Annotated in this window: 14 protein-coding genes and 1 pseudogene; 9 read left to right on the forward strand and 6 right to left on the reverse strand. The window is 69.9% G+C overall.

Translation table 11 applies throughout. From position 1 onward, the window contains the following. Positions 1-216: pseudogene (locus tag ACZ69Q_RS40235) on the forward strand (hypothetical protein); the annotation flags it as partial. 132 nt (positions 217-348) lie between these two features. On the opposite strand, the gene ychF reads toward ACZ69Q_RS40235, so the two are convergent. Beyond that, positions 349-1,437 carry a redox-regulated ATPase YchF gene (gene ychF, locus ACZ69Q_RS40240; protein WP_471052470.1) on the reverse strand — a complete coding sequence of 363 codons (1,089 nt, stop codon included), beginning with the start codon at positions 1,435-1,437 and terminating at the stop codon, positions 349-351. 891 nt (positions 1,438-2,328) lie between these two features. Between ychF and ACZ69Q_RS40245 the strand changes: the two genes are divergently transcribed. Then, positions 2,329-2,676 carry a DUF6542 domain-containing protein gene (locus ACZ69Q_RS40245; RefSeq protein WP_471052473.1) on the forward strand — a complete coding sequence of 116 codons (348 nt, stop codon included), beginning with the start codon at positions 2,329-2,331 and terminating at the stop codon, positions 2,674-2,676. Positions 2,677-3,054: 378 nt separating this feature from the next. On the opposite strand, the gene ppgK is transcribed toward ACZ69Q_RS40245, so the two are convergent. Further along, positions 3,055-3,804, reverse strand: coding sequence for a polyphosphate--glucose phosphotransferase (gene ppgK, locus ACZ69Q_RS40250; RefSeq protein ID WP_471052475.1), 750 nt, complete (start codon positions 3,802-3,804; stop codon positions 3,055-3,057). Between the two features lie 29 nt (positions 3,805-3,833). After that, on the reverse strand, positions 3,834-4,850 hold the full coding sequence (locus ACZ69Q_RS40255) for a 4-hydroxy-3-methylbut-2-enyl diphosphate reductase (RefSeq protein ID WP_471052478.1): 1,017 nt from the start codon (positions 4,848-4,850) through the stop codon (positions 3,834-3,836). A gap of 108 nt (positions 4,851-4,958) precedes the next feature. Here ACZ69Q_RS40255 and ACZ69Q_RS40260 point away from each other — a divergent pair, with 108 nt between their 5' ends. From ACZ69Q_RS40260 to ACZ69Q_RS40275, 4 genes are all read left to right on the forward strand, one after another. Beyond that, entirely contained in the window at positions 4,959-5,096 is a 138-nt protein-coding gene (locus ACZ69Q_RS40260) for a hypothetical protein (RefSeq protein WP_471052481.1), read from the forward strand. Continuing rightward, entirely contained in the window at positions 5,087-6,319 is a 1,233-nt protein-coding gene (xseA, locus tag ACZ69Q_RS40265; protein WP_471052483.1) for an exodeoxyribonuclease VII large subunit, read from the forward strand. The genes ACZ69Q_RS40260 and xseA overlap by 10 nt, the downstream gene beginning before the upstream one ends. Positions 6,320-6,328: 9 nt before the next feature. Next, positions 6,329-6,574 carry an exodeoxyribonuclease VII small subunit gene (locus tag ACZ69Q_RS40270; RefSeq protein ID WP_471052485.1) on the forward strand — a complete coding sequence of 82 codons (246 nt, stop codon included), beginning with the start codon at positions 6,329-6,331 and terminating at the stop codon, positions 6,572-6,574. A gap of 175 nt (positions 6,575-6,749) precedes the next feature. After that, positions 6,750-7,340 carry a malonic semialdehyde reductase gene (locus ACZ69Q_RS40275; RefSeq protein WP_471052486.1) on the forward strand — a complete coding sequence of 197 codons (591 nt, stop codon included), beginning with the start codon at positions 6,750-6,752 and terminating at the stop codon, positions 7,338-7,340. Positions 7,341-7,405: 65 nt separating this feature from the next. Here ACZ69Q_RS40275 and ACZ69Q_RS40280 read toward each other — a convergent pair whose 3' ends face one another. Beyond that, the gene (locus tag ACZ69Q_RS40280; protein ID WP_471052489.1) at positions 7,406-7,927 is read right to left on the reverse strand and encodes a DUF4245 domain-containing protein; all 522 of its coding nucleotides are present in this window, start codon (positions 7,925-7,927) and stop codon (positions 7,406-7,408) included. Between the two features lie 125 nt (positions 7,928-8,052). Here ACZ69Q_RS40280 and glpX point away from each other — a divergent pair, with 125 nt between their 5' ends. Continuing rightward, complete coding sequence (glpX, locus tag ACZ69Q_RS40285) at positions 8,053-9,090, forward strand: class II fructose-bisphosphatase (protein ID WP_471052492.1); 1,038 nt, start codon at positions 8,053-8,055, stop codon at positions 9,088-9,090. Positions 9,091-9,175: 85 nt separating this feature from the next. Here the strand turns inward: glpX and ACZ69Q_RS40290 are convergent, their stop codons facing one another. Continuing rightward, positions 9,176-9,553 (reverse strand): WhiB family transcriptional regulator, encoded by a 378-nt coding sequence (locus ACZ69Q_RS40290; protein WP_359096916.1) that lies wholly within the window; start codon positions 9,551-9,553, stop codon positions 9,176-9,178. 173 nt (positions 9,554-9,726) lie between these two features. After that, positions 9,727-10,410, reverse strand: coding sequence for a DUF1707 SHOCT-like domain-containing protein (locus ACZ69Q_RS40295; protein WP_471052495.1), 684 nt, complete (start codon positions 10,408-10,410; stop codon positions 9,727-9,729). A gap of 168 nt (positions 10,411-10,578) precedes the next feature. Between ACZ69Q_RS40295 and ACZ69Q_RS40300 the strand changes: the two genes are divergently transcribed. Together ACZ69Q_RS40300 and ACZ69Q_RS40305 are read left to right on the forward strand one after the other, a co-directional pair. Then, positions 10,579-12,246 (forward strand): fumarate hydratase, encoded by a 1,668-nt coding sequence (locus ACZ69Q_RS40300; RefSeq protein WP_471052498.1) that lies wholly within the window; start codon positions 10,579-10,581, stop codon positions 12,244-12,246. Between the two features lie 106 nt (positions 12,247-12,352). After that, positions 12,353-13,738 (forward strand): class II fumarate hydratase, encoded by a 1,386-nt coding sequence (locus ACZ69Q_RS40305; protein WP_471052501.1) that lies wholly within the window; start codon positions 12,353-12,355, stop codon positions 13,736-13,738. Positions 13,739-13,799: the final 61 nt, after the last annotated feature.

The following is a 13,799-nucleotide window of genomic DNA, read 5'->3' on the forward strand; positions in this document are numbered from 1 at the left end:
AGTTCCCACAGGTCCTCCGGCGCCATCCGCTCGACAAGCGCAGCAGTCATCGCCCCAGACTGCCGCAAGATCACACCAATTGAAATGACGTCTAACAAGCTCAAGGCCTGGCGAGGCATCGCCACCCGGTACGACAAGACCCCAGACAGCCACCTCGCCGGCCTCCATCTGCGCGCCTCAATGATCTGGCTCAAAGACCTCACCCGGACCGGATGATGATCGCGACTCGATACACGCCCTAGTCGTGGTGGGCACGGCACGGGAAAAACGAGGGGCCCGACCCCAAAGAGTCGGACCCCTTCTGACCTGTATGTTCGCCAGATCAGTGACGTGGCGATCGGTCAGCCGCTACACGTTGAAGCGGAACTCCACGACATCCCCGTCCTGCATCACATAGTCCTTGCCTTCCATCCGCGCCTTGCCCTTGGCGCGGGCCTCGGCGACCGAACCCGTCTCCACCAGGTCGGCGAAGGAGATGACCTCGGCCTTGATGAAGCCCTTCTGGAAGTCGGTGTGGATGACGCCGGCCGCCTCGGGGGCGGTGGCGCCCTTCTTGATCGTCCAGGCGCGGGATTCCTTGGGGCCGGCCGTGAGGTAGGTCTGCAGGCCGAGGGTGTTGAAGCCGACGCGGGCGAGGGTGGCGAGGCCGGGTTCCTCGGCGCCGACCGACTCGAGGAGCTCCATCGCGTCTTCCTCGTCCAGCTCGGCGAGGTCCTGCTCCAGCTTGGCGTTGAGGAAGATCGCCTCGGCGGGGGCGACCAGAGCGCGCTGCTCGTTCTTGAAGTCCTCGTCGACCAGCTCGTCCTCGTCCACGTTGAAGACGTAGAGGAAGGGCTTCGTCGTCAGGAGGTGCAGGTCGTGCAGGAGCTCCTCGTTGCCGGAGCCCTGGACGATGCCCGCGGAGAACAGCGTGTCGCCCTTGTCCAGGATCTCCTTCGCCGATTCGACGGCCGCGACCTTCGCCGCCACTTCCTTCTTGATCCGCGACTCCTTCTGGAGCCGGGGCAGGACCTTCTCGATGGTCTGGAGGTCGGCGAGGATCAGCTCGGTGTTGATCGTCTCGATGTCGTCCTTCGGCGAGACCTTGCCGTCGACGTGCACGACGTTCTCGTCCTTGAAGGCCCGGATGACCTGGCAGATCGCGTCGGACTCACGGATGTTCGCGAGGAACTTGTTGCCCAGGCCCTCGCCCTCGGAGGCGCCGCGCACGATGCCGGCGATGTCGACGAAGTCCACGGTCGCCGGGAGGACGCGCTGCGAGGAGAAGATCTCGGCCAGCTTGGTGAGGCGCGCGTCGGGGACGCCGACCACGCCCACGTTGGGCTCAATCGTGGCGAACGGGTAGTTGGCCGCCAGCACGTCGTTCTTGGTCAGGGCGTTGAACAGGGTCGACTTGCCGACATTCGGCAGACCGACGATTCCGATCGTGAGCGACACGTTGCGACTTCCCGTACGTGAGAGGACTTCTGGGGCTGGGCTGGGGCCCGGTCCTTCTTCGATCTTCGATGCAGATCGATCTTCGGTGTAGATGCACGGGCCGATCCACCAGTCTACGGCGTACCGGGCCCGGCCCCGGCGCCCCGTCGAACACCTGGCCAAGGTCCGCCCCCGGGCGTGTCTGAGGCCCGATTCGCCACATAAACCGACCTAGGTTGGTCCAGTGGAGCAAGACAGGGCGCGGCCTGCCTGCCACGCATCGCACAGCGGAGCGGGAGCGGGGGCGCGCGGGGTGAGGGCCGGTTCGCGCGAGGGCGGCGCCGGTTCGCGCCGGGCGATGGCGGTCTTCCGCCGGACGGGGACAGTGTGGAGCGGGGCGAGAGTCGTACGAGGCGTGGCGAGGGCCAATTCCTGCGGGAGGGCAGCAGCGGAAACGCCGGGAACGGCGGAAACGCTAGGAACGGCGGGCACGCCGGGAACGGCGGAAGCGGTAGGAACGGCGGGCACGCCGGGACCGGCGGAAACGCCGGGAACAGCGGGGGCGCTCCGCGTGGTGGGAGCGGCTCGGGGCGGGCCGGTGCCTGGCCCGCCCGACCGTCTCGGGCGTCTCGGGCCGCCGCACCGGCCGATGACGCCGAAGCGTCAGCCAATGCCGCCAAGGCCGCCAGAGCCGCCAAAGCCGCGCGGCTCGCGAAGGCTCGGGCGTCCCGAAGCGCCGCGTCCCCCCGGCCCGTCCGCTCCACCCGCCCCGGCCCGCAGCGCCGGCCGGCTTCGGAGCAGGCCGCCGCGGCGGTACGGCGTCCCGGGCCGGCCCCGGCGCCACAGCCCGTACGCCGGTTTCCCGACCCCCGGCTCACCGGACTCGGCAGCGGTCTGTTCTGCGGGGCCGTGATGCTGGTGCTCGGGTACCTGGACACGCTGCTGTTCGGGTCGCTGACGCTGTACAGCGTGCTGTTCCTGCCGGTGTGCGCGCTGACCGCCGTCTGGGTGCGCGAGGGCGATCTGCTGACCGCGCCGGTGGTCGTGCCGATCGCGTTCGCCATGGGGCTGTTTCCGGTGGCCGACAGCGGAGGCGGGTTCAGCGGGCACCTGATGGGCCTGGTGACCGCCCTCGCCACGGAGGCGGGCTGGCTGTACGGGGGGACGCTGATCGCCGGTCTCGTGGTGCTCGTCCGGAGAGTCCGCCTGGTCGCCCGCCGGGCAGCGGCCCGCCGCCGGACGAGTGCGAGCGGCGGCTAGGCCTGTCCGGCCGGCGGATCATGCCGGCGTCGCGGGCGATGGCACACGCATCTGCCGCGTTGTCGCCGGTGGCCGACGCCGTACAGCCGACGTCGCGGGCGCCGGCACGCGCATCTGCCGCGTTGTCGCCGGTGGCCGACGCCGTACAGCCGGCGTCGCGGGCGCCGGCACGCGCATCCACCGCGTTGTCCCAGGTAACCGGCGCTCCGCGTCGCCGTCACCCTCCGCCCTGCAGCCGCACGCGGGCCCTCGCTGAACCGCCACGAGGGCGCTCACCGCAGTCACACGAGGGCCCTCGCCGCAACCGCACGCCCCAGCGCCCCTCGGCTCGGCCGGTCCGAACTGTTTCTCTCAGCCGGCCCTATCCGCCGGACAGGCCTAGCCGTCACTCTCCGCCGCGTGCATCGCCGCGCCGACGATCCCGGCGTTGTTCTGGAGCTGGGCGGGCACGATCTCCGCCTTGATGCCTTCGATGTAGTGCAGGAACTTCTGGGACTTGCGGCTCACCCCGCCGCCGATGATGAACAGCTCGGGCGAGAACAGCATCTCGACATGGGCGAGGTACTTCCGGACGCGGTGCGCCCAGTGCTCCCAGGACAGCTCCTCGTCCTCCTTGGCCTTGCTGGAGGCGCGCTTCTCGGCGTCGTGGCCGTGGAGTTCGAGGTGGCCCAGCTCGGTGTTGGGAACCAGGCGGCCGTCGATGAACAGGGCACTGCCGATGCCGGTGCCGAAAGTGAGGAGGATCACGGTGCCTTTGCGGCCGCGGCCCGCGCCGAAGTGCATCTCGGCGACGCCGGCGGCGTCCGCGTCGTTGACCACCGTCACCGGGTGGCCGCCGAGGCGGTCGCTGAACAGCGTGCGCGCGTCCGTGTCGATCCAGCCCTTGTCGACGTTGGCCGCCGTACGGATCGTGGAGCCGTCGGTGACCACGCCGGGGAAGGTGAGCCCGACCGGGCCCGTCCAGCCGTAGTGCTCGACGACCTGCTTCACGCCGTCGGCGACGCCGTCGGGTGTCGCCGGGTGCGGAGTGAGCACCTTGAAGCGCTCCTCCGCCAGGTCGCCCCTGTCCAGATCCACCGGGGCACCCTTGATCCCGGATCCACCGATGTCCAAGCCGAAGATCTGCATGGCCCTACGTTACGACGGACGACTGACGGTCACTCCCCGGAGTCGCCCGCCCCGGTGCGCTCGGCGATCAGTGCCGCCGCCTCCTCGCGCAGGTCACGGCGGAGTTCCTTGGGCAGCGAGAAGGTGATCGACTCCTCGGCCGCCTTGACGAGCTCGACGTCCCCGTAGCCGCGCTGGGTGAGCCACTCCAGGACCTCCTCGACGAGGACCTCCGGTACGGAGGCGCCGGAGGTGACGCCGACCGTGGTCACGCCCTCCAGCCAGGCCTCGTCGATCTCGCTGGCGAAGTCCACGAGGTAGGCCTCGCGCGAGCCGGCCAGCTTGGCGACCTCGACCAGCCGCTTGGAGTTGGAGGAGTTGCGCGAGCCGACCACGATGACCAACTCGGCCTCGGCGCCCATCTGCTTCACCGCGAGCTGACGGTTCTGCGTGGCGTAGCAGATGTCGTCGCTGGGCGGGGAGATGAGCTGCGGGAACTTCTCCTTCAGCGCGTCGACGGTCTCCATGGTCTCGTCGACGGAGAGCGTGGTCTGGGAGAGCCAGACGACCTTCGACTCGTCGCGGACCTCGACCTTGGCGACGTCGGCGGGCCCGTCGACCAGGGTGATGTGGTCGGGGGCCTCACCGGACGTACCGATGACCTCTTCGTGGCCCTCGTGCCCGATCAGGAGGATGTCGTAGTCGTCGTTCGCGAAGCGGACGGCTTCCTTGTGGACCTTGGTGACCAGCGGGCAGGTCGCGTCGATGGTGGCGAGCTTGCCGCGCGCGGCCTCCTCGTGGACGACGGGGGCGACGCCGTGCGCCGAGAACATCACGATGTTGCCCGGCGGCACCTCCTCCGTCTGCTCGACGAAGATGGCGCCCTTCTTCTCCAGGGTCTGCACGACGTACTTGTTGTGGACGATCTCGTGCCGGACGTACACCGGAGCGCCGTACTGCTCCAGGGCTTTCTCGACGGCGATCACGGCGCGGTCCACACCCGCGCAGTAGCCACGGGGGGCGGCGAGCAGGACACGGCGGCCAGGCGAAGCAGTCATGCGTCCCATCGTAAGGGTGCGTTCGGGGGCTCGGAGATCACGAGGGTGACGGGTTGACGAGGAGACCGGCACCGGGTTGTGAAGGGTGGGGAACTGGACGTTGGGCGGGGCGGGCGGATGCGCGAGGTCGCGCAGCGGGACCACGACACCTACGCCGGACGACGGAGGGCACGCGGCCAGGACCGTCCGCGCACCGACCCGTCCGGCTGGCCGGTGTTGTCGGTGGCGGCCGTTACGCTCGCCGCATGGCTGTGAACACGACCCCGGAGTCCCCCCTGCCCGTCGGTGAGGTGTCGCGGCTCATCGGGGGGTGGATCGACCGGCTCGGGGCGGTGTGGGTCGAGGGGCAGATCACGCAGTTGTCGCGGCGGCCGGGCGCCGGCGTCGTGTTCCTGACGCTGCGCGACCCGTCGTACGACATCTCCGTGAGCGTGACCTGCTACCGGCAGGTCTTCGACGCCGTCGCCGACGTCGTGAGCGAGGGCGCCCGGGTCGTGGTGCTCGCCAAGCCCGAGTGGTACGCCCCGCGCGGCCAGCTCTCCCTGCGCGCCACCGAGATAAAGCCGGTCGGTGTCGGCGAGCTCCTCGCCCGGCTGGAGATGCTGAAGAAGTCCCTCGCCGCCGAGGGGCTGTTCGCGCCGGAGCGGAAGAAGGCGCTTCCCTTCCTTCCGCAGCTCATCGGCCTCGTCTGCGGACGGGCCTCCGCCGCCGAGCGGGACGTCCTGGAGAACGCCCGCCACCGCTGGCCCGCCGTCCGCTTCGAGGTGCGCAACGTCGCCGTACAGGGCGTGCACGCGGTGCCGCAGGTCGTGCAGGCGGTCAAGGAGCTCGACGACATCGACGACGTGGATGTGATCATCGTCGCGCGCGGCGGGGGCAGCGTGGAGGACCTGCTGCCTTTCTCCGACGAGCAGCTCGTGCGGGCCGTCGCCGCATGTCGTACGCCGGTGGTGTCCGCCATCGGGCACGAGCCCGACAACCCCCTCCTCGACCATGTCGCCGACCTGCGCGCGTCCACCCCGACCGACGCCGCCAAGAAGGTCGTACCGGACGTGGGCGAGGAGTACGAGCGCGTGCGGATGCTGCGCGACCGGGCTCGGCGGTGCGTCGAGGCGTTCGTCGACCGCGAGGAGCGCGGGCTCGCGCATGCCCTGGCGCGGCCGTCGATACAGGATCCGCACCGGATGATCGACGAGCGGGCCGACCATGTGGCGTCCCTGCTCGACCGCGGCCGCCGCTGCCTCGGCCACCACCTCGACCGCGCCGCGTCCGAACTGACGCACACGCACGCGCGCGTGGTGGCCCTCTCCCCCGCCGCGACCCTGAAGCGGGGGTACGCGGTGCTCCAGCGGGCCGACGGCCATGTGGTCCGCGACCCCGGCGAGGTGACCGCGGACGAGGCGCTGCGGGCGCGGGTCGCCGAGGGCGAGTTCTCCGTACGGGTCGACGCTCATGTCGACGCACAAGCCGATGCATAGGGTGGGCGAATGACCGGCAAGGTGGAAGAAGCGCTCGGGTACGAGCAGGCCCGGGACGAGCTGATCGAGGTCGTCCGGCGGCTGGAGGCGGGCGGTACGACGCTGGAGGAGTCGCTCGCGCTCTGGGAGCGGGGCGAGGAGCTGGCCAAGGTCTGCCGGCGCTGGCTGGACGGGGCGCGGGCACGGCTGGACGCGGCCCTGGCCGAGGAGGCCGAGGCAGAGGCCGTGCAGGAGAACGCCGGGGACGGGTCCTAGGGCCGGCCGGCCGGCCGGCGAGCCGGGGCCGTCACACCTGATCGGGCTGTGAAGCGGATCACCACACCCCAGTTTTCGTTGAACTTTGAACTTGTCTGGCGTACTGTCGTGCCGTAAGCGGGCCCCGGTCCGTTTACCCTCCACGACGCACACGCACAACCGAGAAGGTGCACGCATGTCTCTCGTTCTTGACCCCGCCGCCCAGGACCTGCTGTTCCGCGAGGCCCGCACCGCGAACACCTTCACCGACGAGCCGGTGACCGAGGAGCAGGTCCAGGCGATCTACGACCTGGTCAAGTACGGCCCCACCGCCTTCAACCAGACCCCGCTGCGCATCACCCTGGTCCGCTCCGCCGAGGCCCGTGAGCGCCTGGTGCAGCACATGGCCGAGGGCAACCAGGCCAAGACGGCGAGCGCCCCGCTGGTCGCCATCCTCTCCGCGGACAACGAGTTCCACGAGGAGCTGCCGAGCCTGTTCCCGGCGTTCCCGCAGGCCAAGGACGTCTTCTTCAGCGAGCGTGGGGCCCGTGAGAACGCCGCCGGGCTGAACGCCGCCCTCCAGGCCGCTTACTTCATCGTCGGCGTCCGCGCCGCGGGGCTGGCCGCCGGCCCGATGACCGGCTTCGACTTCGAGGGCGTGCGCAAGGAGTTCCTGGACGACGACCACACGCCGCTGATGGTCGTCAACATCGGCAAGCCGGGCGCCGACGCCTGGTACCCGCGCTCCCCGCGTCTGGCCTTCGAGCAGGTCGTCACCACGGTCTGAACCGACCGCGCATGATCAAGGGCCCCCGGCTTCCCGGCCGGGGGCCCTTCGTCATGCGCGGGACGTCACTGCGCCTTGAGGGCCTTCGCCATCTGCGTGAGCTGCTCGAAGGAACCCGTGCCCGCCACCACGGTCGTCGCACCCTTCTCCTGGTGCACCAGCGCGTCGTACCGGCCGCCCGTGTACCGCGTCCAGGTCCGGTCGCCGATCTTCTCGGTGACCTCGCTCGCCCGTCCGCCCTGGGTGGCCCTCTCCAGGAACGTCGCCGGCTTCTCGGCCGACTGCTCGACCTGGAGGTAGTCGCCGCCGGCGGTGTGGAAGCCGAGATGCCAGGCGTCGAAGTCGTCGCCCTTGAAGCGCACGGAGGTCGCCTTCCAGCTCTCGGGCAGGCCCTCGGGTGCGGCCACCGGGTAGGACGCCGCACGCCGGGCCGTGAGCAACTCGACCCGGTAGTCGATCCGCGGGAGGTCGGGAGCGCTGTCGTCACGGGGGACGAAGAGATAGATGACTCCTGCCGCGAGCACGGTCACTCCGAGCGAGAGCACCATGTTGCGGACCGACTTCTGCTTACCGTTCGAACCTGCCACGCCCCTATCGTCGCAGGTGCCCTGCCTGCTCATCCGTGGGCCCCCCTGCTCATACTGCGCGCCCGAGGATAGAGTCAGGTCCGAACCCTCATCCGGCCGTCGTCGTATCAGAAAGGTGCGCCTCGATGACCGAGAATCATCATCATCTGCCGTCCGAGCTCGAAGTACCCAGCGAAGCCCCCGACCGCAACCTCGCCCTGGAGCTGGTCCGTGTGACCGAGGCGGCCGCGATGGCCGCCGGCCGCTGGGTGGGACGCGGCGACAAGAACGGCGCCGACGGCGCCGCGGTGCGCGCCATGCGGACCCTCGTCCACACCGTGTCGATGAACGGCGTCGTCGTCATCGGTGAGGGCGAGAAGGACGAGGCGCCGATGCTCTTCAACGGGGAGCGGGTCGGCGACGGAACCGGGGCCGAGGTCGACATCGCCGTCGACCCGATCGACGGGACCACGCTGACCGCGAAGGGCATGCCCAACGCGATCTCGGTGCTGGCCGCGGCCGACCGGGGATCCATGTTCGACCCGTCCGCCGTGTTCTACATGGACAAGCTGGTCACCGGTCCCGAGGCGGCCGACTTCGTCGACATCGACGCGCCCGTTGCCGTGAACATCCGGCGGGTCGCGAAGGCGAAGCGGTCCACGCCCGAGGACGTCACCGTCGTCATCCTGGACCGGCCCCGGCACGAGGGCATCATCAAGGAGATCCGGGACGCCGGCGCGCGCATCAAGCTGATCTCCGACGGCGATGTCGCGGGGTCGATCTACGCGCTGCGCGAGGGCACCGGCGTCGACATGCTGCTCGGCATCGGCGGTACGCCCGAGGGGATCATCTCGGCCTGTGCCGTGAAGTGCCTCGGCGGCACCATCCAGGGCAAGCTCTGGCCGAAGGACGACGCGGAGCGGCAGCGGGCGATCGACGCCGGGCACGACCTGGACCGGGTGCTGATGACCGACGACCTGGTGTCCGGGGACAACGTGTTCTTCGTCGCGACCGGCATCACGGACGGGGAGCTGCTGCGCGGCGTGCGCTACCGGTCGGAGAACGCCACGACCGACTCGATCGTGATGCGGTCGAAGTCGGGGACGGTGCGGCGGATCGACTCCGAGCACCGGCTGAGCAAGCTGCGGGCCTACAGCGCGATCGACTTCGACAGGGCGAAGTGAACCCGGGGCGTTCGCACGCCCCTTGCTGAACCGCGCAGCCAACAGGGCGCCCCCGGTGCGGAGGGGGCGCCCTGTTTCTCGCTTGTCAGCCCGCCTGCGCTATCCGGTTCGCCGCTCGCGCCGTCTTCTTCAGCTCCATGTCGCGGCGGCGGCGCCTGGCCAGGACCACGCGGCGCTCCGCCGCGGTGAGGCCGCCCCAGACGCCGTACGGCTCTGGCTGGAGGAGGGCGTGTTCGCGGCACTCGACCATGACGGGACAGCGGGCGCAGACCCGCTTGGCCGCCTCCTCACGGGAGAGGCGGGCGGCGGTGGGCTCTTTGGAGGGGGCGAAGAACAGGCCCGCCTCGTCGCGGCGGCACACGGCCTCCGTATGCCACGGGGCGTCCTGGTCCCTGTCGCGCGCTGGCACCCGCTGGGCCGGAACGGCAGCTACCTGCAGGGACGAATGCGGCGGTTGCAGCACGGTCTACTCCTGACGACGGCTTCGCGAGCGAGAGACGATGCAGCAAGGTCTACCCGCTGTGCGCGCGCCTATGCAGTGAGTTCCGAACCGCTGGATTTCGGGTGGTCCTGCGCGTCGCCGGGCGGCCCTTCACCGGCCGCGGAGCCGGAGTAGGGCGGTCCGATTCGCGACCGTCAACGATCCAGATGCTTGCGCAAACTCTTGTCGACCTTGCGCTGAACGCGATCGAGTATGTCCTCGACGAGCTTGCCCCGTTTCGGCCTGCCTTCGATATTGCCCAGCACGGCCCAGCCGTCGACATGGACGACCGGCGCCTCGGGGTCCTCCGCGTCGAGGTGGTCCACCTCGAAGTTGCCGAGCACACCGCCGCCGGCGCCGCGCAGCGAGACGTTCTCCGGGACTCGGACCTCGACGTTGCCGAAGACCGAGATCGCCCGGATCATCACATGCTGGTACTGGAAGAGCGCCTCGCTGAGGTCTATCTCCACGCTGCCGAAGACCGCGTACGCGTGGATGCGGCGGCCCGCGCGCCAGCGGCCCTTGCGGACGGCGCTGCTGAAGACCGCGACCACGTTGTCGTCGGGTTCGGCCGGGATCGCGCCCGGGGCCGGGCGGCTGGGGGCCGGGACATAGGGATCGCGGCGCCGCTGTGCGGCGGGCAGGTCCCTGATGAACACCTCCAGTTCACCGACCGTCTTGGCCGCCAGGGCACCCTCGACCCGCTCGGCGTGCTCATCGGCGGTGAGGCGCCCTTCAGCCAGGGCGTCGCGCAGGATGTCGGCGATCCGGTCGCGATCGGCGTCGGAGGCCCGGAACTCGGTGGCGGCAGCGGGTGCGGTGCGCTTCTGAAGGTCCACGGCAGCAGCGTACCCAAACACGATAGATCGCGATAGCCCCTGAAAATCCTTCGACGGCCGTCGAACTGAGCCTTACCTCACAAGCTCGCCGCCGGAGGCAGGTCCTACGCTGGTGGACGCTGCCAATGGAGGTCAGCCGCGCTGTCTGTCGAGTGAGGAATGGGCGACATGCCTGAGTTCGCGTACACCGATCTGCTCCCCATGGGAGAGGACACCACCCCGTACCGGCTGGTGACCTCCGAGGGTGTCTCCACCTTCGAGGCCGACGGGCGGACGTTCCTCAAGGTGGAGCCGGAGGCGCTGCGCAAGCTGGCCGAGGAGGCCATCCACGACATCCAGCACTACCTCCGCCCGGCCCACCTGGCCCAGCTCCGCCGGATCATCGACGACCCCGAGGCGTCGAGCAACGACAAGTTCGTGGCGCTGGACCTGCTGAAGAACGCCAACATCGCGGCCGCGGGCGTCCTGCCCATGTGCCAGGACACCGGCACGGCGATCGTGATGGGCAAGCGCGGCCAGAACGTGCTGACCGAGGGCGCCGACGAGCAGGCCCTCAGCCGCGGCATCTACGACGCGTACCTCAACCTCAACCTGCGGTACTCGCAGATGGCTCCGCTCACCATGTGGGAGGAGAAGAACACCGGCTCCAACCTGCCGGCGCAGATCGAGCTGTACGCCACCGACGGCGGCGCCTACAAGTTCCTGTTCATGGCGAAGGGCGGCGGCTCCGCCAACAAGTCCTTCCTCTACCAGGAGACCAAGGCGGTCCTGAACGAGTCCTCCATGATGAAGTTCCTGGAGGAGAAGATCCGCTCGCTCGGTACGGCCGCCTGCCCGCCGTACCACCTCGCGATCGTCGTCGGCGGCACGTCCGCCGAGTACGCGCTGAAGACCGCCAAGTACGCCTCCGCGCACTACCTGGACGAGATCCCGGCCGAGGGCTCGCCGCTCGGGCACGGCTTCCGTGACAAGGAGCTGGAGGAGAAGGTCTTCGAGCTGACGCAGAAGATCGGCATCGGGGCGCAGTTCGGCGGCAAGTACTTCTGCCACGACGTGCGCGTGGTGCGCCTGCCGCGGCACGGCGCCTCCTGCCCGGTCGCCATCGCCGTCTCCTGCTCCGCCGACCGGCAGGCCGTCGCGAAGATCACCGCCGAGGGCGTCTTCCTGGAGCAGCTCGAGACGGACCCGGCGCGGTTCCTGCCGGAGACGACGGACGAGCACCTGGAGACCGACGGCGACGTCGTCAAGATCGACCTGAACCAGCCGATGGACGACATCCTCGCCGAGCTGACCAAGTACCCGGTCAAGACCCGGCTTTCGCTCACCGGCCCGCTGGTCGTCGCCCGTGACATCGCGCACGCCAAGATCAAGGAGCGCCTCGACGCGGGTGAGGAGATGCCGCAGTACCTGAAGGACCACCCGGTGTACTACGCCGGTCCCGCGAAGACGCCCGAGGGCTACGCGTCCGGTTCCTTCGGTCCGACGACGGCCGGCCGCATGGACTCCTACGTCGAGCAGTTCCAGGCCGCGGGCGGCTCCAAGGTGATGCTCGCGAAGGGCAACCGGAGCAAGCAGGTCACCGACGCCTGCGACGCGCACGGCGGCTTCTACCTCGGCTCCATCGGCGGCCCCGCCGCCCGCCTCGCCCAGGACTGCATCAAGAAGGTCGAGGTCGTCGAGTACGAGGAGCTCGGCATGGAGGCCGTCTGGAAGATCGAGGTCGAGGACTTCCCGGCGTTCATCGTGGTCGACGACAAGGGCAACGACTTCTTCCAGGACCCGGCCCCGCAGCCGACGTTCACGTCGATCCCGGTCCGGGGGCCCGGGCTGTCGTAGCCCGGTACGCCTCACCGTCCAGGGGGCCGCACGCCCCCTGGACACCCGATCGCGTGATCGGCGCGAGGTCCGGAACATCCGAGCCCTCCCGGTCGCTGTACCGGGCATGAGCGACTACCGCATCGAGCACGACTCCATGGGCGAGGTCCGCGTTCCGGCGGACGCCAAGTGGCGGGCCCAGACCCAGCGTGCCGTCGAGAACTTCCCGATCTCCGGCCAGCGCATCGAGCGGGCCCACATCGAGGCGCTCGCGCGCATCAAGGGCGCCGCGGCCAAGGTGAACGCGCGGCTGGGGGTGCTCGACAAGGACATCGCCGAGGCGATCCAGGAGGCGGCCGGTGAGGTCGCCCGCGGGGAGTGGGACGCGCACTTCCCGATCGACGTCTTCCAGACCGGTTCGGGCACCTCGTCGAACATGAACACCAACGAGGTCGTGGCCACGCTCGCGACCGAGCGGCTCGGCCGGGACGTCCACCCGAACGACCACGTCAACGCCTCGCAGTCGTCCAACGACGTCTTCCCGTCCTCGATCCACATCGCCGCCACCGCCGCGGTCACCCGGGACCTCATCCCGGCCCTTGAGCACCTCGCCGCCTCCCTGGAGCGCAAGTCCGAGGAGTTCGCCGACGTGGTGAAGTCGGGGCGCACCCATCTCATGGACGCCACGCCCGTGACGCTGGGGCAGGAGTTCGGCGGTTACGCCGCCCAGATCCGGTACGGCGTCGAGCGGCTGTACGCCTCCCTCCCCCGGCTCGCCGAGCTGCCGCTGGGCGGCACCGCCGTCGGCACCGGCATCAACACCCCGCCCGGCTTCTCCGCCGCCGTCATCGAGGAGGTCGCCCGCGTCACGGGGCTGCCGCTGACCGAGGCCCGCGACCACTTCGAGGCGCAGGGCGCGCGGGACGGGATCGTCGAGACCAGCGGGCAGCTCAGGACCATCGCCGTGGGGCTGACCAAGATCGCCAATGATCTGCGGTGGGCGGCATCCGGGCCGCGCACCGGGCTCGCCGAGATCAACCTGCCCGACCTCCAGCCCGGTTCGTCGATCATGCCCGGCAAGGTCAACCCGGTCATCCCCGAGGCCGTGCTCATGGTCGCCGCCCAGGTCACCGGCAACGACGCCACCGTCGCCACCGCCGGCGCGGCCGGCAACTTCGAGCTCAACGTGATGCTGCCGGTCATCGCCAAGAACGTCCTGGAGTCGATCCGGCTGCTCGCGAACGTCTCCCGGCTCCTCGCCGACAAGACCGTGGACGGCATCACCGCGAACCGCGAGCGGGCCCGCGAGTACGCCGAGTCCTCACCCTCCGTGGTCACACCGCTGAACAAGTACATCGGGTACGAGGAGGCCGCGAAGGTCGCCAAGAAGGCCCTCGCGGAACGGAAGACCATTCGCCAAGTCGTCCTGGAGAGCGGGTACGTGGAGCGGGGCGACCTCACTTCGGAGCAGTTGGACGAGGCCCTGGACGTCCTGCGGATGACGCGGCCGTAACCGATGATCACGGCCGCGTGAACCGTGACGGGCGCCGCAGCGTCGTATGCCTGTGGCACCT

Source organism: Streptomyces sp. NPDC036764, assembly GCF_055609385.1.